The organism is Cupriavidus sp. FW305-26 (assembly GCF_058787975.1).
On sequence record NZ_JBYTAH010000006.1, the window covers coordinates 85722 to 109818 of the forward strand.

General features: G+C 67.0%; 23 protein-coding genes and 1 tRNA gene. 13 read left to right on the forward strand and 11 right to left on the reverse strand.

From position 1 onward, the window contains the following. Positions 1-17 precede the first annotated feature (17 nt). From rpsU to dnaG, 3 genes are all read left to right on the forward strand, one after another. The gene (gene rpsU, locus AC3WQZ_RS06055) at positions 18-230 is read left to right on the forward strand and encodes a 30S ribosomal protein S21 (protein WP_010813637.1); all 213 of its coding nucleotides are present in this window, start codon (positions 18-20) and stop codon (positions 228-230) included. A 128-nt stretch (positions 231-358) separates the two neighbouring features. Continuing rightward, positions 359-808: a GatB/YqeY domain-containing protein gene (locus AC3WQZ_RS06060; RefSeq protein ID WP_010813636.1), complete on the forward strand. Its 450-nt coding sequence runs from the start codon at positions 359-361 to the stop codon at positions 806-808. A gap of 201 nt (positions 809-1009) precedes the next feature. Further along, entirely contained in the window at positions 1010-2821 is a 1812-nt protein-coding gene (gene dnaG / locus AC3WQZ_RS06065) for a DNA primase (RefSeq protein WP_011615801.1), read from the forward strand. A gap of 95 nt (positions 2822-2916) precedes the next feature. Here dnaG and AC3WQZ_RS06070 read toward each other — a convergent pair whose 3' ends face one another. Next, complete coding sequence (locus AC3WQZ_RS06070; protein ID WP_231881360.1) at positions 2917-3312, reverse strand: hypothetical protein; 396 nt, start codon at positions 3310-3312, stop codon at positions 2917-2919. On the opposite strand from AC3WQZ_RS06070, the gene rpoD reads away from it, so the two are divergent. Both rpoD and AC3WQZ_RS06080 read left to right on the forward strand, forming a co-directional pair. Then, positions 3302-5578, forward strand: a complete 2277-nt coding sequence (gene rpoD / locus AC3WQZ_RS06075; RefSeq protein WP_037023603.1) for an RNA polymerase sigma factor RpoD — start codon at positions 3302-3304, stop codon at positions 5576-5578. The genes AC3WQZ_RS06070 and rpoD overlap by 11 nt on opposite strands. Positions 5579-5588: 10 nt before the next feature. Further along, positions 5589-5667: transfer RNA gene (locus AC3WQZ_RS06080), tRNA-Ile, on the forward strand. A gap of 59 nt (positions 5668-5726) precedes the next feature. Here AC3WQZ_RS06080 and AC3WQZ_RS06085 read toward each other — a convergent pair. The 3 genes from AC3WQZ_RS06085 to AC3WQZ_RS06095 form a co-directional block, all read right to left on the reverse strand. Next, positions 5727-7973 (reverse strand): phosphocholine-specific phospholipase C, encoded by a 2247-nt coding sequence (locus AC3WQZ_RS06085; protein ID WP_492300165.1) that lies wholly within the window; start codon positions 7971-7973, stop codon positions 5727-5729. A 32-nt stretch (positions 7974-8005) separates the two neighbouring features. Next, complete coding sequence (locus tag AC3WQZ_RS06090) at positions 8006-8197, reverse strand: hypothetical protein (RefSeq protein WP_492300166.1); 192 nt, start codon at positions 8195-8197, stop codon at positions 8006-8008. 139 nt (positions 8198-8336) lie between these two features. After that, the gene (locus AC3WQZ_RS06095) at positions 8337-8846 is read right to left on the reverse strand and encodes a nucleoside deaminase (RefSeq protein ID WP_011615797.1); all 510 of its coding nucleotides are present in this window, start codon (positions 8844-8846) and stop codon (positions 8337-8339) included. Positions 8847-9138: 292 nt separating this feature from the next. Here AC3WQZ_RS06095 and AC3WQZ_RS06100 point away from each other — a divergent pair, with 292 nt between their 5' ends. Next, on the forward strand, positions 9139-10056 hold the full coding sequence (locus AC3WQZ_RS06100; protein ID WP_439670825.1) for a LysR family transcriptional regulator: 918 nt from the start codon (positions 9139-9141) through the stop codon (positions 10054-10056). Positions 10057-10134: 78 nt separating this feature from the next. Further along, a complete protein-coding gene (locus AC3WQZ_RS06105; RefSeq protein ID WP_010813628.1) occupies positions 10135-10488 on the forward strand; it encodes a DUF1428 domain-containing protein in 354 nt (117 codons plus the stop codon). Positions 10489-11016: 528 nt separating this feature from the next. On the opposite strand, the gene AC3WQZ_RS06110 is transcribed toward AC3WQZ_RS06105, so the two are convergent. Beyond that, a complete protein-coding gene (locus tag AC3WQZ_RS06110; RefSeq protein WP_454751402.1) occupies positions 11017-11796 on the reverse strand; it encodes an IclR family transcriptional regulator domain-containing protein in 780 nt (259 codons plus the stop codon). A 180-nt stretch (positions 11797-11976) separates the two neighbouring features. Here AC3WQZ_RS06110 and AC3WQZ_RS06115 point away from each other — a divergent pair, with 180 nt between their 5' ends. Next, positions 11977-13605 carry an acyl CoA:acetate/3-ketoacid CoA transferase gene (locus AC3WQZ_RS06115; protein WP_010813625.1) on the forward strand — a complete coding sequence of 543 codons (1629 nt, stop codon included), beginning with the start codon at positions 11977-11979 and terminating at the stop codon, positions 13603-13605. Positions 13606-13730: 125 nt separating this feature from the next. Here AC3WQZ_RS06115 and AC3WQZ_RS06120 read toward each other — a convergent pair whose 3' ends face one another. Then, positions 13731-13904: a hypothetical protein gene (locus AC3WQZ_RS06120; protein ID WP_492300167.1), complete on the reverse strand. Its 174-nt coding sequence runs from the start codon at positions 13902-13904 to the stop codon at positions 13731-13733. A gap of 318 nt (positions 13905-14222) precedes the next feature. Between AC3WQZ_RS06120 and AC3WQZ_RS06125 the strand changes: the two genes are divergently transcribed. Beyond that, the gene (locus AC3WQZ_RS06125; RefSeq protein ID WP_176844223.1) at positions 14223-15725 is read left to right on the forward strand and encodes a DEAD/DEAH box helicase; all 1503 of its coding nucleotides are present in this window, start codon (positions 14223-14225) and stop codon (positions 15723-15725) included. Positions 15726-15787: 62 nt separating this feature from the next. Here the strand turns inward: AC3WQZ_RS06125 and gluQRS are convergent, their stop codons facing one another. Together gluQRS and AC3WQZ_RS06135 are read right to left on the reverse strand one after the other, a co-directional pair. Then, positions 15788-16720, reverse strand: coding sequence for a tRNA glutamyl-Q(34) synthetase GluQRS (gluQRS, locus tag AC3WQZ_RS06130; protein WP_492300169.1), 933 nt, complete (start codon positions 16718-16720; stop codon positions 15788-15790). 11 nt (positions 16721-16731) lie between these two features. Beyond that, on the reverse strand, positions 16732-17652 hold the full coding sequence (locus tag AC3WQZ_RS06135; protein ID WP_010813621.1) for a LysR family transcriptional regulator: 921 nt from the start codon (positions 17650-17652) through the stop codon (positions 16732-16734). Between the two features lie 152 nt (positions 17653-17804). Here AC3WQZ_RS06135 and AC3WQZ_RS06140 point away from each other — a divergent pair, with 152 nt between their 5' ends. Together AC3WQZ_RS06140 and AC3WQZ_RS06145 are read left to right on the forward strand one after the other, a co-directional pair. After that, entirely contained in the window at positions 17805-18503 is a 699-nt protein-coding gene (locus AC3WQZ_RS06140; protein ID WP_058696653.1) for a pirin family protein, read from the forward strand. Between the two features lie 178 nt (positions 18504-18681). After that, positions 18682-19677, forward strand: a complete 996-nt coding sequence (locus tag AC3WQZ_RS06145; protein ID WP_010813619.1) for a CobD/CbiB family protein — start codon at positions 18682-18684, stop codon at positions 19675-19677. Between the two features lie 25 nt (positions 19678-19702). On the opposite strand, the gene AC3WQZ_RS06150 is transcribed toward AC3WQZ_RS06145, so the two are convergent. Genes AC3WQZ_RS06150 through AC3WQZ_RS06160 form a run of 3 tightly spaced genes read right to left on the reverse strand, consistent with a single transcriptional unit; the run spans position 19703 to position 22257 of the window. After that, positions 19703-20008 carry a putative signal transducing protein gene (locus AC3WQZ_RS06150; protein WP_010813618.1) on the reverse strand — a complete coding sequence of 102 codons (306 nt, stop codon included), beginning with the start codon at positions 20006-20008 and terminating at the stop codon, positions 19703-19705. 33 nt (positions 20009-20041) lie between these two features. Beyond that, positions 20042-21013: a ribosome small subunit-dependent GTPase A gene (rsgA, locus tag AC3WQZ_RS06155; RefSeq protein WP_010813617.1), complete on the reverse strand. Its 972-nt coding sequence runs from the start codon at positions 21011-21013 to the stop codon at positions 20042-20044. After that, positions 21010-22257, reverse strand: a complete 1248-nt coding sequence (locus tag AC3WQZ_RS06160) for a M48 family metallopeptidase (RefSeq protein ID WP_010813616.1) — start codon at positions 22255-22257, stop codon at positions 21010-21012. The genes rsgA and AC3WQZ_RS06160 overlap by 4 nt, the downstream gene beginning before the upstream one ends. 227 nt (positions 22258-22484) lie before the next feature. On the opposite strand from AC3WQZ_RS06160, the gene orn reads away from it, so the two are divergent. Both orn and AC3WQZ_RS06170 read left to right on the forward strand, forming a co-directional pair. Beyond that, on the forward strand, positions 22485-23111 hold the full coding sequence (gene orn, locus AC3WQZ_RS06165; protein ID WP_058696652.1) for an oligoribonuclease: 627 nt from the start codon (positions 22485-22487) through the stop codon (positions 23109-23111). Between the two features lie 95 nt (positions 23112-23206). Next, a complete protein-coding gene (locus AC3WQZ_RS06170; protein WP_010813614.1) occupies positions 23207-24088 on the forward strand; it encodes an AEC family transporter in 882 nt (293 codons plus the stop codon). Positions 24089-24097: the final 9 nt, after the last annotated feature.

Consider the following 24097-nt stretch of genomic DNA (forward strand, 5'->3'; position numbering starts at 1 on the left):
TCTCATTTTCTGGCCAAATGACCACGATCCGTCTCAAGGAAAACGAGCCTTTTGAAGTTGCCATGCGCCGTTTCAAGCGCACCATCGAGAAGAACGGGCTGCTCCCGGAATTGCGGGCACGCGAGTTTTACGAAAAGCCCACCGCCGCGCGCAAGCGCAGGAAGGCAGCCGCCGAAAAGCGCCATTACAAGCGCATCCGCAGCCAGATGCTGCCGAAGAAACTGTACTGACCCCGGCGCTCCCGCTTGTATCCGACCCGCTGTGGCCTACGCTTCGGCGGGTTTTTGCATTCTGGGCCTTGCAGCGGGCGGTCACCGCCGCCACCTGTGAGTGTCCACCCACTTTCTGGAAGATCACGATGTCCCTCAAAGCCCGTATCAGCGAAGACATGAAGACCGCCATGCGCGCGCGCGAAACGGAGCGCCTCGGCACCATCCGCCTGCTGCTGGCCGCCATCAAGCAGCGCGAGGTCGATGAGCGCGTGGAACTGGACGATACCGCCGTGCTGGCCGTGGTCGAGAAGCTGATCAAGCAGCGCAAGGATTCGATCTCGCAGTTCCGGCAGGCGGGCCGCAATGACCTGGCAGACAAGGAGTCGGCGGAAGTCGAAGTGCTGCAGGCCTACATGCCCGCCGCGCTGTCGGACGAGGAAGTCGCCGCCGAGGTCCAGCAGGCCGTTGCCGCCACTGGTGCCGCCGGTCCGCAGGACATGGGCAAGGTCATGGGCGTGCTCAAGGGCAAGCTGGCCGGCCGTGCCGACATGACCGCCGTATCGGCCCTGGTCAAGGCGGCACTTGCAGCAAAGTAAATACTGATTTAATCGGTTGCTGGCAAGATAAGCACCGGATCTGCGTGGTTCGGTGCAGTTGCACGGAGATGTCACGTAGTCCGGGCGGCCCTATCACGCTGCACTACAATATTCCGATAGCAGCCGGGCGCCGCACCGGTCACGCATTCCTAAAAGAAGCCGCCCGCCGCGGGACGGCCATGCCTCAGGACGGTCAGTCGGGTGATTCCGCAATCCTTTATTCAGGACCTGCTCAACCGTGTCGACATTGTCGATGTGGTGGGCAAGTATGTGCAGCTGAAGAAGGGCGGCGCCAATTTCATGGGGCTGTGCCCCTTCCATAACGAGAAATCGCCGTCATTCACGGTGTCGCCGACCAAGCAGTTCTACCACTGCTTCGGATGTGGCGCCCACGGCTCGGCCATCGGCTTCCTGATGGAGTTTTCCGGCCAGTCCTACCCGGAAGCGGTGCGCGAGCTGGCCCAGTCGGTCGGCATGAGCGTGCCGGAAGAGCGCGACCGGCTGCCGCCCGGGCAGCGCGCGGAGCAGCAGGCCCGTTCGGTGGCGCTGTCCGACGCCATGACCCGCGCCACCGATTTCTACCGCCGCCAGCTGCGAAGCGCGCCGCAGGCGATCCAGTACCTGAAGGGCCGTGGCCTGACCGGCGAGATCGCCGCGAACTTTGGCCTGGGCTACGCGCCCGATGACTGGCAGGGCCTGGAGGCCGTATTCGGCAGCTATCGTGATGACAACGTGTCGGCGCCGCTGGTCGAGTGCGGCCTGCTGATCGAAAGCGACAAGCGCGATGCGGACGGCAAGCCGCGCCGCTACGACCGCTTCCGCGACCGCATCATGTTCCCTATCCGCAACACCAAGGGGGCCGTGATCGGCTTCGGCGGGCGCGTGATGGGGCAGGGCGAGCCCAAGTACCTGAACTCGCCCGAGACTCCGCTGTTCAGCAAGGGCACGGAGCTGTACGGGCTGTTCGAGGCCCGTCACGCAATCCGGGAAACCGGCTACGTGCTGGTGGTCGAAGGGTATATGGACGTCGTGGCGCTGGCCCAGCTCGGTTTTGCCAATGCCGTTGCCACCCTGGGCACGGCGTGCACCCCTGTGCACGTGCAGAAGCTGCTGCGCCAGACCGACGCCGTGGTGTTCTCGTTCGACGGCGACTCTGCCGGGCGCCGCGCGGCCCGGCGCGCGCTGGAAGCCTGCCTGCCGCATGTGGCGGACAACAAGACCATCCGCTTCCTGTTCCTGCCGGCCGAGCACGATCCGGACAGCTATGTGCGCGAAGAGGGCACCGAGGCCTTTGCCACCCAGGTGCGCAACGCCATGCCGCTGTCGCGCTTCCTGCTGCAGTCGGTCACCGAAGACCTGGACCTGCGCCAGCCCGAGGGCCGCGCCCGGGCCCAGTACGAGGCCAAGCCGCTGCTGCAGGCCATGCCCGCCGGCGGCCTGAGGCTACAGATTGTGCGCGAACTTGCCGATGCCACGGGAACGACACCCGCGGAGATCGAAGCCATCTGCGGCCTGCGCAGCGACCCGGCCCGCGTCGGCCGCTTCGCCCAGCCGCGCCCGCGCACGCGCCGCCAGGCCCCGACCGGGCTGGAGCAGCGGGTGATCCAGCTGCTGATGTGCTATCCGGCACTGTCGGCGAGGCTGGACGAGGATGCGCGCGCGCTGCTGCTGGGCGGCGAGAGCAGCGACAGTGAAGTGCTGGCGCACCTGGTGGAGGCGTGCGACAGCGTGCAGGGCGAGGTCAATTTTGCGGCCTTCAGCGAACACCTGGCCCAGTCGCCCTATGCCGAGGTGTATGCCGTGGCGCGTGCCGCGGTGCTGCGAGAAGAGATCGAAGAGGCACCCGCAATACAGGATTTCGATGCGGCCATTACCAAGCTGCTGGCCGAGCCGCTGCGGCGCGAGCTCGACGGCCTGCAGGCGGAGGTAGTGGCCGGCACGGCCGATGAAGCGGCCAAGCAGCGCATGCGCTGGCTGGTGGGCGAAATCCACCGGCGGCGCCAACTTGGCTGAGGTGTCTGTGTGCGCCCTGGTCATCAACCAGGAGGTGGCAGTAAGCGTTGGATAAGGGACTGGGCCCGGCCCCGCCGAGCTTAAGCCTTGATTTTTCAGGTGAAAACCTCACCTGATAGGGAGCCGGCTATGCGTGGCGTGCTACAATAGCCGGTTTGGATTGCGAAATCTTTCTCTCCAGTTCTGGTGAAAGTGAGCGTGCCAATGGCAAAGGCCAAAGCAACCGAAAGGGTTACCTCTAAAGCTCCCCAATCAGGGAGCGGCAAGGCGTCTGTGAAAACAACGGCGGCGAAGACATCGACCGCGTCAGTCAAGACACCAGCCCGGTCTGCGCCATCAAAGTCCGTGCGTAGCGCGCAAGCGCCCGCCGTGACGACTCCCGCCAGGACTCGCACATCCGAAAAGACAAAGGCCTCGACTTCGGCACGCGAGAGCGGCAAGAGCGCCAGTACGAGCGGCAAGGTCGCCGCATCTGCACCAGTGAAAGGCAAGAGTATCACCGTGGCGAAACAGCAGAATACCGAAGTCGAGAGCAAGCGAGCGGCAGCCGCCGGCGCCAAGAGTGGGGAAGCCAAGGCTGGCACCACCACTACGGCAACCAAGGCGCGTGCCGCGACACCTGCATCCGTTGCATCCGAGCGTCCCGCTGCGCCGGCAATCAAGCCGGAGCCGAAAAAGCGTGGCCGCAAGCCCAAGGCCGAGATGCAGCACGACGACAGCACAACAGACGACGTGACTGAAGAGTTTTACGAGAACGATGCGCGCCCGGCGGCAACCCCGGCCGCGGCGCCGAAGACCGAAAAGCAGAAAGCCAAGGACCGCAAGGCCAAGGAAAAGGCCCTGCTCAAGGAGTTCGCCTCGACCCAGCAGGGTACCGAGGAAGAGCTTGAGCTGCGTCGCCAGAAACTCAAGGCGCTGATCAAGCTGGGCAAGTCGCGCGGCTACCTGACCTACGCGGAAATCAACGATCACCTGCCGGACGACATGGTCGATTCGGAAACGATCGACACGCTGGTCGCCACGCTGAACGACATCGGCATCGCTGTCTACGAACAGGCGCCGGATGCCGAGACGCTGCTGCTCAACGACAACGCCCCGTCCGCCACCAGCGAGGAAGAAGCCGAGGAAGAGGCCGAAGCGGCCCTGTCCACGGTGGACTCCGAGTTCGGCCGCACCACCGACCCGGTGCGCATGTACATGCGCGAAATGGGCACGGTCGAGCTGCTCACGCGCGAAGGCGAAATCGAGATCGCCAAGCGCATCGAGGCCGGCCTGAAGGACATGGTGATGGCGATTTCGGCTTGCCCGGTCACCATCTCCGAGATCCTGGCCCATGCCGAGCGCGTGGCCAACGACGAGATCAAGATCGACGAATTCGTCGACGGCCTGATCGACCCGAACGCCGACGAAGCCCCGGAAGCGCCCGCAGCCCCGGCTGCAGCGGCCGACGACGAGGATATCGAGTCCGACGACGAAGAGGAAGGCGACGAGGACGATGACGACGAAGGCGGCGCCGGCGCCGGTGCCTCCGCGCGCCAGCTGGAAGAACTGAAGCAGAACGCGCTGGAGAAATTCCGCGTGATCGCCGAGCAGTTCGACAAGATGCGCCGCGCGTTCGAAAAGGAAGGCTACAACTCCAAGCCCTACGTCAAGGCGCAGGAAGCCATCCAGGCCGAGCTGATGGGCATCCGCTTCACCGCCCGCAATGTCGAGCGCCTGTGCGACACGCTGCGCGGCCAGGTCGACGAAGTGCGCAAGCTCGAACGCTCGATCCTGAACATCGTGGTCGACAAGTGCGGCATGCCGCGCTCGGAATTCGTCGCCCGCTTCCCGGGCAACGAGACCAACCTCGAGTGGGTCCACACCATCGTCGCCGACGGCAAGGGCTACAGCACCATCGTCGAGCGCAACGTGCCGGCCGTGCATGAGCTGCAGCAGAAGCTGATCGACCTGCAGTCGCGCGTGGTGCTGCCGCTGAAGGAACTGAAGGGCGTCAACCGCAAGATGGCCGAGGGCGAGCGTCGTGCCCGCGAAGCCAAGCGCGAGATGACCGAGGCCAACCTGCGTCTGGTGATTTCGATCGCCAAGAAGTACACGAACCGCGGCCTGCAGTTCCTCGACCTGATCCAGGAAGGCAACATCGGCCTGATGAAGGCGGTGGACAAGTTCGAATACCGCCGCGGCTACAAGTTCTCGACCTACGCCACGTGGTGGATCCGCCAGGCCATCACGCGCTCGATCGCCGACCAGGCGCGCACCATCCGTATCCCGGTGCACATGATCGAGACCATCAACAAGATGAACCGCATCTCGCGCCAGATCCTGCAGGAAACCGGCAACGAGCCGGATCCGGCAACGCTGGCCGAGAAGATGGAGATGCCGGAAGACAAGATCCGCAAGATCATGAAGATCGCCAAAGAGCCGATCTCCATGGAAACGCCGATCGGTGACGACGACGACTCCCATCTGGGCGACTTCATCGAGGACACCAACACGCTGGCCCCGGCCGAAGCCGCGCTGCACGGCTCCATGCGCGACGTCGTCAAGGACGTGCTGGACTCGCTCACGCCGCGCGAAGCCAAGGTGCTGCGCATGCGCTTCGGCATCGAAATGAGCACCGACCACACGCTGGAAGAGGTCGGCAAGCAGTTCGACGTCACGCGTGAACGGATCCGCCAGATCGAGGCCAAGGCACTGCGCAAGCTGCGCCACCCGAGCCGCTCGGACAAGCTGAAGAGCTTCCTGGAAGGCAACTAAACGCTTCCAAGGGCCTCTAGCTCATGCCTGGTTAGAGCAGCGGACTCATAATCCGTTGGTGCCGTGTTCGACTCACGGGAGGCCCACCAATGTGAAAAAGGACTGCAGGTTGATACCTGCAGTCCTTTTTTTTGCCTCGAACTACTGCTCAATCCTGCGCCGTCACCATCCCCATCGCCGGATCGCTAACCGTATGCCTGCCGTTCTCCACCCGCCCCGCAAAGCGGCGATAGAACGCCGGGTCGCTGTCGCACGTCACCGCGAAGTCATACCACTGCCCGCTTTCCTCCAGCGACCAATGCACGGACTTGCTGTCATTGGCGCCGACAGTGACCGGCCACGGGCCATCGGTTCGGTACGCGAGCGCCTGGATGCTGAAGTGGCAGGCCTTGCGGCCGGCGTTGATCAGGTCGACATAGACGTCGCCATTGGCAATGTCGTAGCAGACGCGGATCTCCGGTGCGATGCCGGTGTCGCCGATGCGGTTGGTATCGCCGCGGAAATGGCGGTGGAAGCCGTTGGGGCCCAGTACCCACAGGTCGTATTGCCCGGCGTTGTCCTGGAACACGTTCCAGGTGTCGCTCAGGGACTTGCGGGCTTCCACGACATAGCGGCGCGGAATGCGGCCCAGCTGGTGGCGGTCGTAGACGTGGAACACCGCGGCTTGCGTGCCGGTGTTGGCGAATACCAGTTCGACCTGCCCCACGGCGCTGCAGCGCGCGCTGGTGTGCAGCTCGTACGGCAGCGCGCGTGACGGGCGGGTGCCGGTGGCTTGCAGCGGCAATTGCATGTCGACCGGCAGCGGCACCGCGGGCAGTGCCTGCTGGGCCTGGCGCAGCTGGTCGGCGCTGCTGCGCGTGGTGCGGCCACTCAGCGTGGGCAGGGCTTCCGAGTTGGGCGTCTTGAAGTTGAACGCGCTGGTCAGGTCGCCGCAGACGGCACGGCGGAACGGGCTGATGTTGGGTTCGGCCACGCCGAACCGCGCTTCCAGGAAGCGCAGCACGGAGGTGTGGTCGAACACCTGGGAATTGATCCAGCCGCCGCGGCTCCACGGCGAGATCGCGTAAAGCGGCACGCGCGGCCCGGGACCGTAGACGCGGCCGTCAGCAGCGGGCTGGGTCCGGCTGCCCGGTGGCGGCGGATGGTTGAAGTATTCGGCCTGCATCTCGGCATCGCTCAGCGTCGCCTTGCCGGCCAGCGTCTTGTCGGGGTTCACCGACGGCGCCGAGGGGGAGGGGACGTGGTCGAAGTAGCCGTCGTTCTCGTCGAAGTTGACCAGCAGCACGGTCTTGCTCCAGACCTCGGGCACGGCGGTCAGCGCGTCCAGCACTTCCTGCAGGAACCACGCGCCCTGAACCGGGCTGGACGGGCCGGGATGCTCGCAGTAGATCGACGGCGCATTGATCCACGATACCTGCGGCAGCCTGCCTTCCTTGATGTCGCGGCGGAAGGCGTCGAGGTATTCCTCGGGTCTGGTGCCGGGCAGGGTGTTGGCCACGCCCTTGTACAGCGGATTGGCGGCATTGTCGGTGGCCGCATCGTAGGCGTGGTACGGCAGTGGCTGGCCGGTGTTGGCATAGGGCGCGCCCGGCGCGCCGCCGCTGGATACCGGAAAGCCCGAGGCCAGGTTGGCCTTGCGGAACTGCTGGAACGCGCCCAGCATGTTGTCGCCCCATTCGTCCGGCATGTTCTGGTAGCAGATCCAGCTGATGCCGGCTGCTTCCAGCCGCTCGGCATAGGTCTTCCAGGTGTAGCCGGTGTTGGCCGAGGCGGGCAGGCCGTCGATCGCGTCCCACTCATTGTTGACGAAGGCGACGTTGGCTGCGGTCGGGCCGTTGGTGCCGGTCAGGTGGAATGAACGGTTCGCGTCAGTGCCCGTATGCATCGAGCAGTGGTACGCGTCGCACAGCGTAAACGCATTGGCCAGTGCGAACTGGAACGGGATCTCCTTCTCCTTGAAGTAGCCCATCGAGGTATTGGTCTTGTACGTCGGCCAACTGGCCATGCGGCCGTGGTCCCAGGCCTGCTGGCTGTCCACCCAGGCATGCGGCGTGCCGGCCGCGCGCTGCGCGTTGTTGTTGGTGCCATCCAGGTGATACGGGGTCAGCACGGCGCCGTTGGAGCGCTGTTGCTGCCATACCTTGCGCGCATTGGGCAGCGGGATGGTGAAGCGGTCGCCGAACCCGCGCACACCCTTGAGCGTGCCGAAGTAGTGGTCGAAGGAACGGTTCTCCTGCATCAGGATCACCACATGCTCGACATCCTTGATGGTGCCGGTGGCATTGTTGGCCGGGATGGCCAGGGCCTTGCGGATGCTGGGCGGGAACGCGGCCAGTGCGGCGGCGGCGAAGCCGGTGCCGGCTGCGGCTTGCAGGAAGTTGCGGCGAGAGACCATGGTCTTGTCGGATGGCGTCGGGACTTGCGTTGTCAGGGGGCGCAGCGAATCACGGGGTCGGGCCGCTGGTCCGGCTTCTTGCCGGGCTGTTCCGGTTGTGCGTTCGGCGTGACAGTCGCACTCGGCGACAGGTTGCCGCCGCCGTCATCGCCACCGCATGCGGTGAGCAATGCCGCCGCGATCAGGGTCGTGGCCAGGGTTCTTGGAAGTTTGCAGGGGAGCATCGGGTTCGCCTGGCTGGGTGGGTGTGGCGGCTGCTGGGAGCCGGAGCCAGGCGAGTGTAGGAAGGCGGGGTGACGTGTCGATGACAGAATGTCCAACGCCTATCGGTGCCGACCGTCGGGCGGACGGCAGGCAGGATGGCTACTTCCAGAAGCCCGCGTGCGGTGCCGCGGCTTCGTCCTCGAGCACCGGCCCGACCACATCCACCTGGCGCTGCCCGCGCGCGAACACTTCGCGGCAAGGCAGCGAGAGGGTGGGGTTCTCCGGGTGGTCGCCGGTCAGGCCCAGCAGCTTGTGTTCTGACAGCGCATAGACCACGCGCCCGATGCCGGTCCAGTAGATCGCGCCGGCGCACATGCAGCATGGCTCCGCGCTGGTGTAGAGGGTGCAGTCGGCCAGTTGCTCCGGCGGCAGCGCACGCGCGGCCTGCGCGGCGGCGACCAGTTCGGCGTGCTGGGTCGGGTCGCCCTCCGGCGGCATCGAGTTGTTGCCGGCGCTGGCGATGATGTTGCCGGCCTGGTCGGCCACCAGCGCGGCGAACGGATGGCGGCCGCGAGCCCTGGATGCATCGGACAGCGCGATCGACTGGCGCAGCAGTTCCAGGTCGAGCGGCGACAGTTCAGCGCCGGACGGGTCTGTGATTCGGGTCATGCTTGGGGTCTCCGGTTGGGGAAAGGGATCAGGGCGTGCTGCAGGCCGAAGCTCGCCAGCTGGCGCAGCGGCAGGATTTCATCGACCGGGTGTACCGGTGTCGGGGTCTTCATGGGCTTGTCTCCTTTTTCGATGGAAGCCGCTTCCGCCTCTGGCAGGGCGGATTGGGCAGCGCCGGCCGGGATTGCCGGGATTTGTGATCCCTCGGCCGTTGCGGCATCATCTCCGCAACTTCATCGGTACAACAAATCAATACCTATCGATCCAGTCGATGGGTCGCGGGAGGGTGGCCATGCGTTTTTCGCTGGACCAGTTGCAGGTATTCGCACTGGTGGTTGAGACAGGCTCCTTTTCCGCTGCCGCGCGGCGCCTGGGCAAGACCCAGTCCACGGTCAGTGCGGCGGTGGCCAACCTGGAGATCGACCTCGGCGTGCCGCTGTTCGACCGCAGCAGCCGCAATCCGGCGCTGACCGGGGCCGGCCGCAAGCTGCTGACCGAGGCCGAAGCCGTGCTGGAGCGTTGCCTGTCGCTGCAGGCCCATGCCGCCAGCCTGGCCGATGCCAACCCGCCCGGGCTGACGCTGGCGATCGAAATCCCGTACCACGCGGTGATGCCGGTGCTGGCCGAATTCGAGCGGGAGTTTCCGTATGTCGACCTGACCATTCGCAATCCGGTCTACGGCGATGTCAGCGAACTGGTGCTGCAGGGCGAGGCCGAGCTCGGCATCGCCTTCGCGCAGCCGCACTACGCGCCGGAACTGGCCTTCGTGCAGTTGGGCAAGCTGATCATGGTGCATGTGGTGCACCCGGGACACCCGCTGGCCGGGCGCGAACAGGTCTCGTTTGCCGACCTGCACGCCTATCGGCGCCTGGCCTTCAGCGCGCATGCCGACAAGCTGCCCACCAGCGAATACCTGCGCGCGGCGCGGGTGTGGCGCGCCGAAAGCTACCTGGCGCTGGTCGAAATGGTGAAAAGCGGGCTGGGCTGGGCCACACTGCCGCGGCAACTGGTGCGCGCGGCGCTGGAGCGCGGCGAACTGGTGGAACTGGACCTGGCGGCCTATCCGTACACGGACTGGCTGGTCAGCGTCGACCTGATCTGGGCGAAGTCGGGCCGGCCGCAGGGCCGGGCCGAGCAGTGGCTACGGCAGCGCTTCCGGGAAAACATGGTGTTCGAGGTCGACCGGCGCGGGCAGCGGACCACCCGCTGAGGGCGCGGCGATGGACTATGGTAGTCATCGCGCGTTTGATCCGATTCGCACGATTCAATCTGACCAGGAGTGAAGCCCATGTCCTATATCGACGGATTTGTACTGGCCGTTCCCCAGGCCACTCGCGAGACCTATCGCCAGGTGGCGCAGAAGGCAGCCGCGGTGTTCAAGGAGCACGGCGCGCTGAAGGTGGTGGAATGCTGGGGTGACGATGTGCCGGAAGGCAAGGTCACGTCCTTTACGATGGCGGTGCAGCGCAAGGAGGATGAGGCGGTGGTGTTCTCGTGGATCCTGTGGCCGTCACGCGAGAAGCGCGACACTGGCATGAAGGCGGCGATGGCCGACCCGCGCCTGAAGGAAGGCATGGATCCGATGCCGTTCGACGGCCAGCGGATGATCTTTGGCGGCTTCGAGGTGATTGTCGACGAGTAAGCGCGCCGGGCGCCGGCGTGGCAGCGCCGGCGCGCAGCAAGCGAGTTCAGATCAGGTGGAAGACCATGCCCAGGGCAATCGCGCCACCCAGGGTTTCCACTGCTGCGAGGGCGAGAAGGTTCTTCAGTACGAAAGCGTCTTCTTTCTTCGTCACCATGGTCTGTCTCCCGGTCATTGGACTTGTTCTGAGGCACCATCGGCTGCGGCGATCCGGCGTTTGCGGTGCCAGGCCGTCGATGTGAGTCCAGTAGACCGCATCCGGACGCTGGCCGGAAGCTGGCGAAAACCCGCTCGGCGAAAACCCGGATTCCTTCAGGAATGTGACAGGGCCATGATTGACAGGCTTCGCAGGGCGCGTTTGCGGCCTGCCGGCAACGCGGCATGGCAATGGCCCACATTTGGGGGATGTCCGCCGTGGCGCGATGCGCCAGGATCAAGGCGTGGGTGGTCGAGCAGATTGCCCCGCTACCATTTGAGCCCCGCTGCCTCCCCGGCATGCGGGGCTTTTCTACATGGGCCGCGGGCGCCTCAGCGCGCCTGCAGGATGGTTTCGATGCGGGCGGCGGCCTCGCGCAGCGGCCCCAGGAAGCGCGTCTCCAGCTGGGCCTGGTCGCGGCTGCCCAGCACCATGCTGAAGCCCAGCCCGGCCACCGCCTTGCCGGCCTGGTCGCGCAACGGCACCGAGATCCCGGCGTAGCCGTCCACCAGCTCGCTCACCAGCACACAGTAGCCGTCGGTGCGCACCTGCCGCAGCGTGCGCGCCAGCGCCGTGCGCGAGCTGACCGTGAACGGCGTCAGCTTGCGCAGCGTGGCGCCTGCCAGGTAGGCCTCGAGCGCGTCATCGTCCAGGCCGGCCAGCAGCACGCGGCCAAGCGAATGCGCATAGGCCGGCATGCGCCGTCCCAGCGCCATGTCCACGCGCAGCAGCTGGCGCGGCTCCTCGCGCGCCACCAGCACCACGGATTCCGCATCGAGCACGCCCACCGAGCAGCTTTCGCCCAGGGACTCGCACAGCCCCTGCAGGTAGGGCCGCGCCACCTGCGGCAGGCTCATCGAGGCAAAGTAGGCATAGCCGAGCTCCATCACCCGCGGCGTCAGCGCAAAGTGGCGGCCGTCCTGCGCCACGTAGCCGTTGTGCTCCAGGGTCAGCAGCAGCCGGCGCGCGGCGGCGCGGGTCACGTCGAGCTGCTCGGCGACGTCCTGCATGGTCAGGCGTTCCGCGCCGCCGGCGAACAGGCGCAGCAGCGCCAGGCCCTTGCTCAGCGATTCCAGCAGTTCGTCTTTCTTGGCGGCTTCGGCTTGCGGCATTTCGGCTTAATACGGGGAAATGGAGGGGAGATCATATGGTTCTCCATGCCGCGCCGGACTTGCGCCAGCGGCCGGCATGTCCGTATGATAGCGTTTTCCGAACAAATGTTCGCAAAACAAAATTCACGGAAAAACGTGCCGCCACCGATGCGGGACGGCACAACGAAACCGGAGACAGCAATGAAGGTGATCACCGCACGCGAAGCGGCGGCACTGGTGCAGGACGGCTGGACCGTGGCCAGCGCGGGCTTTGTCGGCGCCGGCCATGCCGAGGCCGTGACCGAGGCGCTGGAGCAGCGCTTCCTGCAGAGCGGGCTGCCGCGCGACCTGACGCTGGTGTACTCGGCCGGGCAGGGCGACCGCGGCGCGCGCGGCGTGAACCACTTCGGCAATGCCGGCATGACCGCCAGCATCGTCGGCGGCCACTGGCGCTCGGCCACGCGGCTGGCCACGCTGGCCATGGCCGAGCAGTGCGAGGGCTACAACCTGCCGCAGGGCGTGCTGACGCACCTATACCGCGCCATCGCCGGCGGCAAGCCCGGCGTGATGACCAAGATCGGCCTGCACACCTTCGTCGACCCGCGCACCGCGCAGGATGCGCGCTACCACGGCGGCGCCGTCAACGAGCGCGCGCGCCAGGCCATTGCCGAGGGCAAGGCATGCTGGGTCGATGCGGTCGACTTCCGCGGCGACGAATACCTGTTCTACCCGAGCTTCCCGATCCACTGCGCGCTGATCCGCTGCACCGCGGCCGACGCCCGCGGCAACCTCAGCACCCATCGCGAAGCCTTCCACCATGAGCTGCTGGCGATGGCGCAGGCGGCCCACAACTCGGGCGGCATCGTGATCGCGCAGGTGGAAAGCCTGGTCGACCACCACGAGATCCTGCAGGCCATCCACGTGCCCGGCATCCTGGTCGACTACGTGGTGGTCTGCGACAACCCCGCCAACCACCAGATGACGTTTGCCGAATCCTACAACCCGGCCTACGTGACGCCATGGCAGGGCGAGGCAGCGGTGGCCGAAGCGGAAGCGGCACCGGTGGCTGCCGGCCCGCTCGACGCGCGCACCATCGTGCAGCGCCGTGCGGTGATGGAACTGGCGCGCCGTGCGCCGCGCGTGGTCAACCTGGGCGTGGGCATGCCGGCAGCGGTCGGCATGCTGGCGCACCAGGCCGGGCTGGACGGCTTCACGCTGACCGTCGAGGCCGGCCCCATCGGCGGCACGCCCGCGGATGGCCTCAGCTTCGGTGCCTCGGCCTACCCGGAGGCGGTGGTGGATCAGCCCGCGCAGTTCGATTTCTACGAGGGCGGCGGCATCGACCTAGCCATCCTCGGCCTGGCCGAGCTGGATGGCCACGGCAACGTCAATGTCAGCAAGTTCGGCGAAGGCGAGGGCGCATCGATTGCCGGCGTCGGCGGCTTTATCAACATCACGCAGAGCGCGCGCGCGGTGGTGTTCATGGGCACGCTGACGGCGGGCGGGCTGGAAGTCCGCGCCGGCGACGGCGGCCTGCAGATCGTGCGCGAAGGCCGCGTGAAGAAGATCGTGCCTGAGGTGTCGCACCTGAGCTTCAACGGACCCTATGTGGCGTCGCTCGGCATCCCGGTGCTGTACATCACCGAGCGCGCGGTGTTCGAGATGCGCGCTGGCGCAGACGGCGAAGCCCGCCTCACGCTGGTCGAGATCGCCCCCGGCGTGGACCTGCAGCGCGACGTGCTCGACCAGTGCTCGACGCCCATCGCCGTGGCGCAGGACCTGCGCGAAATGGATGCGCGGCTGTTCCAGGCCGGGCCCCTGCACCTGTAATCCTGTCATTCGCGGCCGGCCGGGCAAGCACCGCCGCCATATGCATCAGTCAGACGGGCCGGCCATGACCGGTTCGCGAGGAGGCTCGCCACGATCTGTCATGACATTACTGAACCGCTGTCGCTTCATCCCGGCGCGGCACTGAGCCGCGCTCTGGCGGGCCGCTGCCCTTGCGGCTGGCTGGCCGGCAGCGCCGGCAAGGGCAGCGCCGGCTGGCAGGCGGCCGCGGCCAGGCCAAGGAACTGGCTGGAGGTGCGCAGGAACTGCTGGCAGGTCTGGCGGAAAAGCTCGAAGTCCATGTAGGTCTCGGTGAGTTGGGGTGGCGCGGTCCGGCCGTGGCCGCCGCGCCGCCGGCATCTTGCGTGGTGGATATGACAGTTTCTTGAAATCCCGCCAGCCTGTGCCGCCATCTGTCGCGCCAGTCGCACGGCGCTGCCAGAATGCCCACTGTGCTGGCAGAGGTGCTAAAATGTAAGTCTTTGATTCTCTTGGCCAAATGCTGCAGCCAGCATGGCCGTGCCGGAACCCTCCCGGCGCCAGGCGAGAGTCAGGGCGAGATGAGTTCCAGACGCGTATCCGTTTGTGCCGGGTTCGCCTCCCGCCAGACACCGATACCCATGACCACTACGAACGCACCAGAAGCCACTACCGCGGGGCAGACCGCCGTGCAGACATTCGACAGCTTTGGCCTGGACGCGCGCATCCTGCGCGCCTTGTCCGAGCAGGGCTACACCACGCCCACCCCGATCCAGGCACAGGCCATCCCGGTCGTGCTGATAGGCAAGGACATGATGGGCGCCGCGCAGACCGGCACCGGCAAGACCGCGGGCTTCGCGCTGCCGATCATCCAGCGCCTGCTGCCGCTGGCCAATGCCAGCGCCTCGCCGGCGCGCCACCCGGTGCGCGCGCTGATGCTGACCCCCACGCGCGAACTGGCCGACCAGGTCTATGACAACGTCGCGCGCTACGCCAAGCACACCGACCTGCGCAGCACCGTGGTGTTCGGCGGCGTCGACATGAACCCGCAGACCGACGCCCTGCGCCGCGGCGTGGAGATCCTGGTGGCAACGCCCGGCCGCCTGCTGGACCACGTGCAGCAGAAGTCGGTCAACCTGTCGCAGGTGCAGATGCTGGTGCTGGACGAAGCCGACCGCATGCTCGACATGGGCTTCCTGCCGGACCTGCAGCGCATCATCAACCTGCTGCCGGCGCATCGCCAGACGCTGCTGTTCTCGGCTACGTTCTCGCCGGAAATCAAGCGGCTTGCCTCCAGCTACCTGAAGCACCCGGTCACGATCGAAGTGGCACGCAGCAACTCGACCAACGAGAACGTGCGCCAGATGGTGTACCTGGTCGAAGACGGCCACAAGCAGGCGGCGGTCGTGCACCTGCTCAAGCAGCGCGCCGAGCAGGGGCTGTCGCGCCAGTGCATCGTCTTCGTCAACAGCAAGATCGGCTGCTCGCGCCTGGCGCGCCATTTGGAGCGCGAGGGCATCAACGCCGCCGCCATCCACGGCGACAAGACCCAGACCGAGCGCATGCAGACGCTGGAAGGGTTCAAGAGCGGCACCATCGACGCGCTGGTCGCCACCGACGTGGCCGCGCGCGGGCTGGATATTCCCGACATGCCGTGCGTGGTCAACTTCGACGTGCCGTACAGTGCCGAAGACTATGTGCACCGCATCGGCCGTACCGGCCGGGCCGGCGCCAGCGGCGATGCGCTGTCGATCTACGTGCCGGGCAATGACGAGCGCCTGCTGTCCGATATCGAGAAGCTGATCAAGCGCAGCATCCCGCGCGGCAAGCTGGAAGGCTTCGACCCGACCGGCGAGCGCGCCCGCCAGGGCGATACCGAGCGCCGCCGCGAGCGTAGCGACGTGCGTCGCGCGCGCGGCAACGGCGAGGGCGAAGAGCGTCCGCGCCGCCACGAGCACAGCGCCAACCGCCAGGTGTTCCGTGCCTCGGATGATCCGTTCTTCTCGCGCCCGTACGAGCCCAGCGCCGCCAGCGTCGCCCAGGCCAAGGCGGCCGATGAAGTCGCCGCCGCGCTGAGCCGCGGCCGCCAGGCGCCCAAGCGGCCGGTGGCTGCCCTGCTGGGCGGCGTGCCGCGCAAGTCCTGATCTGATCCTGCCGTAGCTGAAAATGGCCCGCCTGCGCGGGCCATTTGCTTTTGGGGGGGGCGCTATCCGTGCGGGGGTCGCGGCAGATCGGCCAGCAACTGGCGCCACCCGTCGGTGGCGCGCGCAAGCCAGTCCTTCACATTGTCCGCGCGGTTCGACAGCCCCAGGTGAGTGCCGGCTTCGCGCAGCGCGTCCAGCGGTGCGGTGGTGTCGATTGCCTGCGCACCGCTTTGCTTGCTCAGCTTCTCGCCGGTTTCGTTGACCACCACTGGCACGTGCAGGTACGCCGGCGTGGGCAGGCCCAGCAGGTGCTGCAGGTGGATCTGGCGCGGCGTGGAGTCGAGCAGGTCGGCGCCGCGCACGATATGCGTGATGCCCTGCAAGCCGTCATCCACCACTACCGCCAGTTGATACGCCCACAGCCCGTCCGCGCGGCGCAGCACGAAGTCGCCCAGCTCGGTTTCCAGGTCCTGGCACTGGCGGCCCTGCCAGCGGTCGTCGAAGCACAGGGTGGCGGCCGGGCCGTCCGGCACGCGCACGCGCCAGGCGCGCGGCAGCTTGCCGTTCAGGCCGTGGCGGCAGGTGCCGGGATAGCCCAGGGTCTGGTGCCGCTCGCGCACGTGCACCAGTGAGTCGGCGATCTCCTTGCGCGAACAGCCGCACGGGTAGAGCTGCCCGGCGGCGTCGAGGCGGCGCAGCGCATCGGCATAGAACGGCTCACGCCGGCTCTGCCATACCGGCGGCTCGTCCGGCGCCATGCCCAGGCGTTCCAGCGTGAGCAGGATGTCGTCGTCCGCGCCGCGCACGCAGCGCGGCATGTCGATGTCCTCGATGCGCACCAGCCACTGGCCGCCGTGCGCGCGCGCGTCCAGCCAGCTCGCCAGCGCGGTGACCAGCGAGCCCATATGCAGCGGCCCGGTGGGCGAGGGGGCGAAGCGGCCGCGATAGCCGGTCGCGGCAACCGTCGTTGCTGCCGTCGTTGCTGTCACTGCCATGAGACCTGCCCTCAGCCGGCGAAGTCGGGTTGCTGCAGCAGTGCCTGCGCAAGGCGCGGGTCTTCCAGCTTGCTGGCCCACCACTGCAGCGCCTTGCCGCGGTTGCTGGTGCGCCAGGCTACCTTGAAGTTGCCGGGCGCGCGCACCTCGACGGTCTCGCGTGCCTGCAGTACGCCGCTTTCGATATGGGGTTGCGCCATCGGCGCCGGCAGCCAGCCGCAGCCCAGCCCACGGATCTGTGCCTCGAGCTTGTCGCGCATGGTGGGCACCACCAGCACGTCTTGCCCGGCCAGCACGCCATGGGTACGCGCCGGCAGGTTGCGCGAGGTGTCGCCCACCGCGACGATGCGGTGCCTGGCGATCTGGATGGTGGTGAGCGGGCCTTCCTCGGTGGCCAGCGGATGGTGCGCGGCAACCGCGAACACGAACGGCATCGAGCCCAGTGGCCGGATCTGGAAGCCCTGCGTGCTGGGCGCATCGTAGGCGCCGCCGATCACCAGGTCGGCGCGGTTGTTGACCAGCGCATCCCAGGCGCCGCCCAGCACTTCCTTGGAAAAGCGCAGCCGGGTGGCGGTGTTCTCGGCGTAGAAGTCGTGGATCACCGGCAGCAGCGCGCGGAAGTTGATCAGGTCGTCGACCACGATGGTGAGGGTAGCCTCCCAGCCGGTGGCCAGGCGCTTGACGCGCCGTGCCAGGTCATCGGCGGCATGCAGCAGGTGGCGGCCCTCATCGAGCAGGGCGCGTCCGGCCGGCGTCAGCTCGGCGCGGTGGCGGCGCCGGTCGAACAGCAGCACGTCCAGGTCTTCTTCCAGCTTGCGCACCACGTAGGTCAGCGCGGAAGGGACCTTGCCCATCTCGTGGGCGGCGGCGGCAAAGCTGCCCTTGCGTTCGATGGCGTCGAGGACTTCGAGGGATTCTAGCGAGAGGGCCATGTTCAGAAATTCTGAATGACTGCTTCTAAGTCGATCCCCGTAAATATACGCCTCAAGCCCTAAACTTCCTAGCATCAAAGCGAAAACGTATGCCGCGACACGGTTACCAAGCCAGTGCTTGCGGGCAAACAGGCTCAAGGAGGGCCATCAAAATGATTGAAATCAGAAAGTCTGCAGAGCGTGGTTACGCCGATCATGGCTGGCTGAAGTCCTTTCATTCGTTCTCGTTCGCCGACTACTATGACCCGCGGCATGTGCAGTTTGGGCCACTGCGAGTGATCAACGAGGACCGCGTCGCGCCGGGCATGGGCTTTGGCACGCACGGCCACCGCGACATGGAGATCATCAGCTACGTGCTTGAGGGCGAACTGGCCCACAAGGACAGCATCGGCAACGGCAGCGTGATCCGCCCTGGCGATGTGCAGCGCATGAGCGCCGGCACCGGCGTGCGCCATTCGGAGTACAACCACGCCGCGCACGACACCACCCACTTCCTGCAGATCTGGATCATGCCGGCCGAGAACGGCATCGAGCCCGGCTACGAGGAAAAGCATTTCGACGCAGCCGACAAGCGTGGCAAGCTGCGCCTGGTGGCCAGCGCCGATGGTGCCGAGGGCTCGGTGGTGGTCCACCAGGACGTGCGCCTGTACGCCGGCCTGTTCGATGGCGACGAGGCTGCCACGCTGGCGCTTGCGCCGGGCCGCCGCGCCTATATCCACGTGGCGCGCGGTCGGGTGACGGTCAACGGCAAGGCGCTTGAAGCCGGCGACGCGGCGAAGCTGGAAGCCGAGGGCGAGGTCGCGCTGTCCGGCGGCGATGGCGCCGAAGTGCTGGTGTTCGACCTGCCCTGAGCATCGTTCATTGCCGCATGCGAGAGCCCGCCTTCGGCGGGCTTTTGCTTTTTGCATTGCGCGCCGGGCTCCGGCAGGTACCGCTGTGCTATCTTCTCGCTATGCATTGCGCCTGCGCCGGCACATCGCCGGCAAGCCCGGAAGGGCCAGGCGTGCCCTTGGAACACCCCGTACCAAGATGACCTTTGTTTCCATTCTCCTGGCGCTGATCGCTGAACAATTCCGCGCCCTGGGCCGCAACAACCCGATCCACGAGATCGTGCGCGCACTCGGCGACCGCGCGGAACACGCCTTCGACACCGGCCGCCCGCGCGATGCCGCGCTGGCCTGGCTGACCGTGGTCCTGCCGCTGACCCTGGCGGTGATCGTGGTGCACTACCTGCTGGCCTCGATCAGCGTGGCGCTGACGCTCGCCTGGAATGTGCTGGTGCTGTACATGACGCTGGGCTTTCGCCAGTTCAGCCACTACTTCACCGACATCCACGAGGCCCTCAACCGCGATGACGTCCATACCGCGCGCACGCTGCTGCACGAGTGGACCGGCCTGGACACCGTCGAGATGCCGGTCTCCGAGATCGTGCGGCACACGCTGGAGGCGGCCATCATCGCCGTGCACCGGCATGTGTTCGGCGTGTTCTTCTGGTTCCTGGTGCCGGTCGGCCCCGGCGGGGTGGTGCTGTACCGCACCGCCGAATACCTGAGCCGCCACTGGAACCAGCCCTCGACCGAGCGCAGCCCCGCGCTGGGCCGCTTTGCGGCGCGCGCCTTCTATTTGCTGGACTGGATTCCGTCGCGGCTGACGGCGATCGGCTTTGCCATCGTCGGCAACTTCGAGGACGCGGTCTACGCCTGGCGCAACCATGCGCGCAAGTGGAACGATGCCGTCAACGGCATCCTGCTTGCCAGTGGGGGCGGGGCGCTGGGCGTGCGCCTGGGCACGCCGCTGGCCGAGGATGATTCCACCGTGGTGCTGCGCGCCAGCGTGGCTGGCCCGGCCGTGGACTATGCGCCCGGCATGGAAGAGGAAAACGGCGGCCCGGAACCGGTGCCGCCCGAATTCGGCACCGAGCCCGGCGTGCGCACGCTGCAGTCGGCCGTGGGCCTGGTATGGCGCGCGGTGGTGCTGTGGATGCTGCTGCTGGCGATGCTGTCGCTGGCGCTCTGGGTCGGCTGACCAGCGTTAAAAAGGGGGCGGCGCGCTAGTCGCGGGCCGCGCCGCAGCGCCAGCAGGCCCCGAACTGGGCCTCGTGCCACTCCAGGCAGTGGCGGCATTGCCAGCTCGGCCCCGGCGCCGGGTTGGCGGCGGCATTGAGCACCGCCCACGCCTGCGCTTCCATCTCGTCATCGACCAGCCACACCTGTGGCGCACTCTCCCGGAACGGGATCTCGCCGGTCGCGCCGGCCAGCCAGGTATTGCGCAATTCCGCCCGGATGCCGGCCGCCCGCAGGACGTTCCGGCAATGGGCTGCATGGACGAGGGAAGTGGCGGACAGCAGCAGTTTCATGGCAGCGCACCGGGTAACCCAGGTGCGCTTACCTTACCACGGCTTCTGCTGGTTGGATTCGTGCAGCAACTGCATGTAGAGCTGGTGGCGGCGCTCGGAGATCGCTCCCGAGGCGACCGCGGCCAGCACGCCGCAGCCGGGCTCGTTGACGTGGTGGCAGTTGTAGAAGCGGCACCCGGTCAGCAGCGGGCGGAACTCCGGGAAGGCGCGCTCCAGCATGCCCTCGCTCAGGTGGTACAGGCCGAATTCCTGGAAGCCCGGCGAATCGATCAGCGCACCCTGATGGCCGTCCACGGTGCCCCATTCGGCCGGCAGGTGATAGAGCCGCGTGAAGGTGGTGGTGTGCTTGCCGGAGTCGAGCTTGGCCGAGATCTCGCGGGTCTGTGCATCCACGCCCGGGATCAGCAGGTTCAGCAGCGACGACTTGCCCATGCCCGATTGCCCGATCAGGATGCTGGCCAGCCCCGCCAGGCGCGGCTTGAGCGCGGCCAGCGCCTGCGCCGGGTCGGCGCGGACCGACAGCTCCAGCGTGTCGTAGCCCAGCCCGCGGTAAAGCGCCAGGCGCCCTCGCGCTTCTTCGAGCCGGTCGGGCAGGTCGGTCTTGTTGAGCACGATCAGCGGCCGGATCTCCATGGCCTCGGCCGACACCAGCGCGCGGCCGAGCAGGTCTTCGGAGAAGCCCGGCTCGGTTGCCAGCACGATCACGACCTGGTCGATATTGGCGGCCAGCAGCTTGGACTTGAACTGGTCGGAGCGGTGCAGCAGGTTCTTGCGCGGCGAGGCCGCGGTGATCACGCACTGGTCGGCGGCGGCGCGTTCCACGCTGACATGGTCGCCCACCGCGCAGTCGCTCTTCTTGCCGCGCGGGAAGGCATGCATGCGCGTGCCGTCGCCCAGCTCGACCACGTAGTGGCGGCCATGGGCGGCGATGATCAGCGCGGATTCGGTGGCCGTGCCGGCATGGCTGCCGCCGCCGGCGTTGCGGTGACGCGTGGCGCGGCTCATGCGTGCGCCAGCAGGCGGTCGATCCGCTGCGCGGCGGGCGGATGCGAGTAGTAGAAGGCGCTGTAGAGCGGATCCGGCGTCAGCGTCGAGGCGTTGTCCTTGTACAGCTTCACCAGCGCCGACACCAGGTTGCCGGCATCGGTCTGGTCGGCGGCAAAGGCGTCGGCCTCGAACTCATGGCGGCGCGACGACAGGCTCGACAGCGGCCCCAGCAGGAAGGTGAACACCGGCAGCGCCAGGAAGAACAGCACCAGCGCCAGCGCGTTGTTGGACACGCCCAGGTTGGGCACCACGCCCAGCCCGGTGTAGAACCAGCTGCGCGTGGCCAGCCAGCCCAGCAGCGCCAGGAACACCAGGCTCAGCGCAAAGGTGACGACGATGCGCTTGGTCACGTGGCGGCGCTTGAAGTGGCCCAGCTCATGTGCCAGCACCGCCTCGATCTCGTCGCCCGACAGGCGCTCCAGCAGCGTGTCGAAGAAGACAATGCGCTTGGCCGCGCCGAAGCCGGTGAAATACGCATTGCCGTGGGCGCTGCGCTTGCTGCCGTCCATCACGAACAGGCCCTTGCTGGCAAAGCCGCAGCGCTTCATCAGGGCCTCGATGCGCTGGCGCAGCGATTCGTCGGTGAGCGGCTCGAACTTGTTGAACAGCGGTGCGATAAAGGTCGGGAACACCACCAGCAGGAACAGGTTGAAGGCCATCCACACCAGCCAGGTCCAGACCCACCACAGCGAGCCGGCGCGCTCCATCAGCCACAGCACCGCCAGCAGCAGCGGCAGGCCCAGCGCGCAGGCCACCACCAGCATCTTGGCCATGTCGGCCAGCCACAGGCCGAACGTCATCTTGTTGAAGCCGAAGCGCTGCTCGATGCCGAACTGGCCGTACAGCGAGAACGGCAGGTCCACCAGCCCGCCGATCAGCGCCACGCTGGCCACCAGCGCCACGCCATAGGCATAGCCTGGGCCGAAAGTGTCCAGCCAGGACTGGTTGAGCCACTGCAGCCCGCCCAGCATGGTGAAGCCGATCAGCACCGCGGCCCCGGCCAGCACCTCGAGCATCGACAGCCGGGTGCGGGCGATGGTGTAGTCCGCGGCCTTCTGGTGCGAGGCCAGGCTGATGGTGTCGGCAAAGCGCGGCGGCACCGCATTGCGGTGCTGCGCCACATGCCGGACCTGGCGGGCGGCCAGCCAGAGCCTGGTCAGCACCATCAGCACCAGGGCGGCGAGAAAGACAATCGTGAACATCGGCAAGAGCCTTGTTGTGGGTGCGGGCGCCCCGCATTGTGCGCGGCGGGCGTCCGTTGGAACCGCCGAGCCCCGGGGTGGGGCAGGCGGTGGTCCGGGATATCCGGAAAACACCCCGGCGCTGGTGCGCAAACGGCCATTCCGGACGGATATGCGAGAATTATAAATTGTTCGCGCCCGCCCCCGCCGCGGCCGCTTCCCTGAAATCCCTATCTTCCGCAGTCCCGATGACAAGCCAAGCCACCGCCAAATCCGTCAAAAGCGAAAACAACCTGATCTGGCTGGACATGGAAATGACCGGCCTGCAGCCGGATACCGATCGCATCATCGAAATCGCGATCGTCGTTACCGACTCCGAACTCAATATCCTGGCGGAAGGCCCGGTGCTGGTGATCCACCAGAGCGACGCCGTGCTCGATGGCATGGACAACTGGAACAAGGGCACCCACGGCCGCTCGGGCCTGATCGACAAGGTCAAGGCATCGACCCTGACCGAAGAGCAGGCCGAGGCCGAGCTGCTGGCCTTCCTCAAGCGCTGGGTGCCGGCCAGCAAGTCGCCGATGTGCGGCAACTCGATCTGCCAGGACCGCCGCTTCATGGCGCGCTACATGCCCAAGCTGGAGGCCTTCTTCCACTACCGCAACCTGGACGTGTCCACGCTGAAGGAGTTGTGCAAGCGCTGGGAGCCGGCCATCCACAAGGGCTTTATCAAGCGCCAGCTGCATACGGCGCTGGCCGACATCCTGGAATCGGTCGAAGAACTGCGCTACTACCGCACGCACTTTATCCGGCACACCGCGCCGGGCGCCGCACCGGCAGCGGACGCGCCGGCCGCCGACACGCCCGCGCAATAAGCGGGGCCGGCTGCTCCCGGAACAACAATCCACTGCAAGCGACGGGCCGCCCGCACGGGGCGGCCGCCGCCGGGGCGCGTCCCGCCCGCCTGCCCATGCTTGAGCGCATCGTCTCCATCATCACGCCGGTCATCCTGATCATCCTGGTCGGGTGGCTGTACGGGCGCAAGGCCCATCCGGACATGGCCGGCATCAACCGCGCCACGCTGGACGTGATCGCACCGCTGCTGGTGGTGTCGGCCTTCGTCAGCAAGGATTTCGTGCTGGCCGACCAGCTGGTGCTGCTGGGCTGCGCGGTGGCGGTGGTGCTGGGCTCCGGCGTGCTGGCGTGGGCGCTGGCGCGGCTGCTGAAGGCCGATCCGCGCACCTTCGTGCCGCCGATGATGTTCAACAACTGCGGCAACATGGGGCTGCCGCTGTCGGTATTTGCCTTCGGTCCGGCGGGGCTGGCGCCGGCGGTGGCGCTGTTCGCGGCATCGAACCTGATGCACTTCACCATCGGCATGAAGATCGTCAACCGCCATGCGTCGATGGCGCAGATCGCGCGCAACCCCATGGTGCTGGCCACCGTGGCGGGCGTGGCGCTGGCGCTGGCGCGGCCATGGTTCACGCTGCCGGACCCGGTATACCAGTCGGTCAAGCTGCTGGGCGACGCCACCGTGCCGCTGATGCTGTTTGCGCTGGGCGTGCGCATGAAGGACGTGAGCCTGCGCAACTGGGGCATGGGCCTGGTCGGCGCCGCGGCCTGCCCGCTGACGGGAATCGCGGTGGCGCTGCTGCTGGCGCAGTGGGTGCCGCTGACCGAATTGCAGCGCGGCCTGCTCTTTGTGTTTGCCGCGCTGCCGCCGGCGGTGCTGAACTTCCTGGTGGCGGACCATTTCCGGCAGGAGCCGGACCAGGTGGCGTCGATCGTGCTGCTGGGCAACATCGCCGCGGTGGTGTTCGTGCCGGTGGGGTTGTACCTGGGCTTGCGCTGAGGCGCGGGG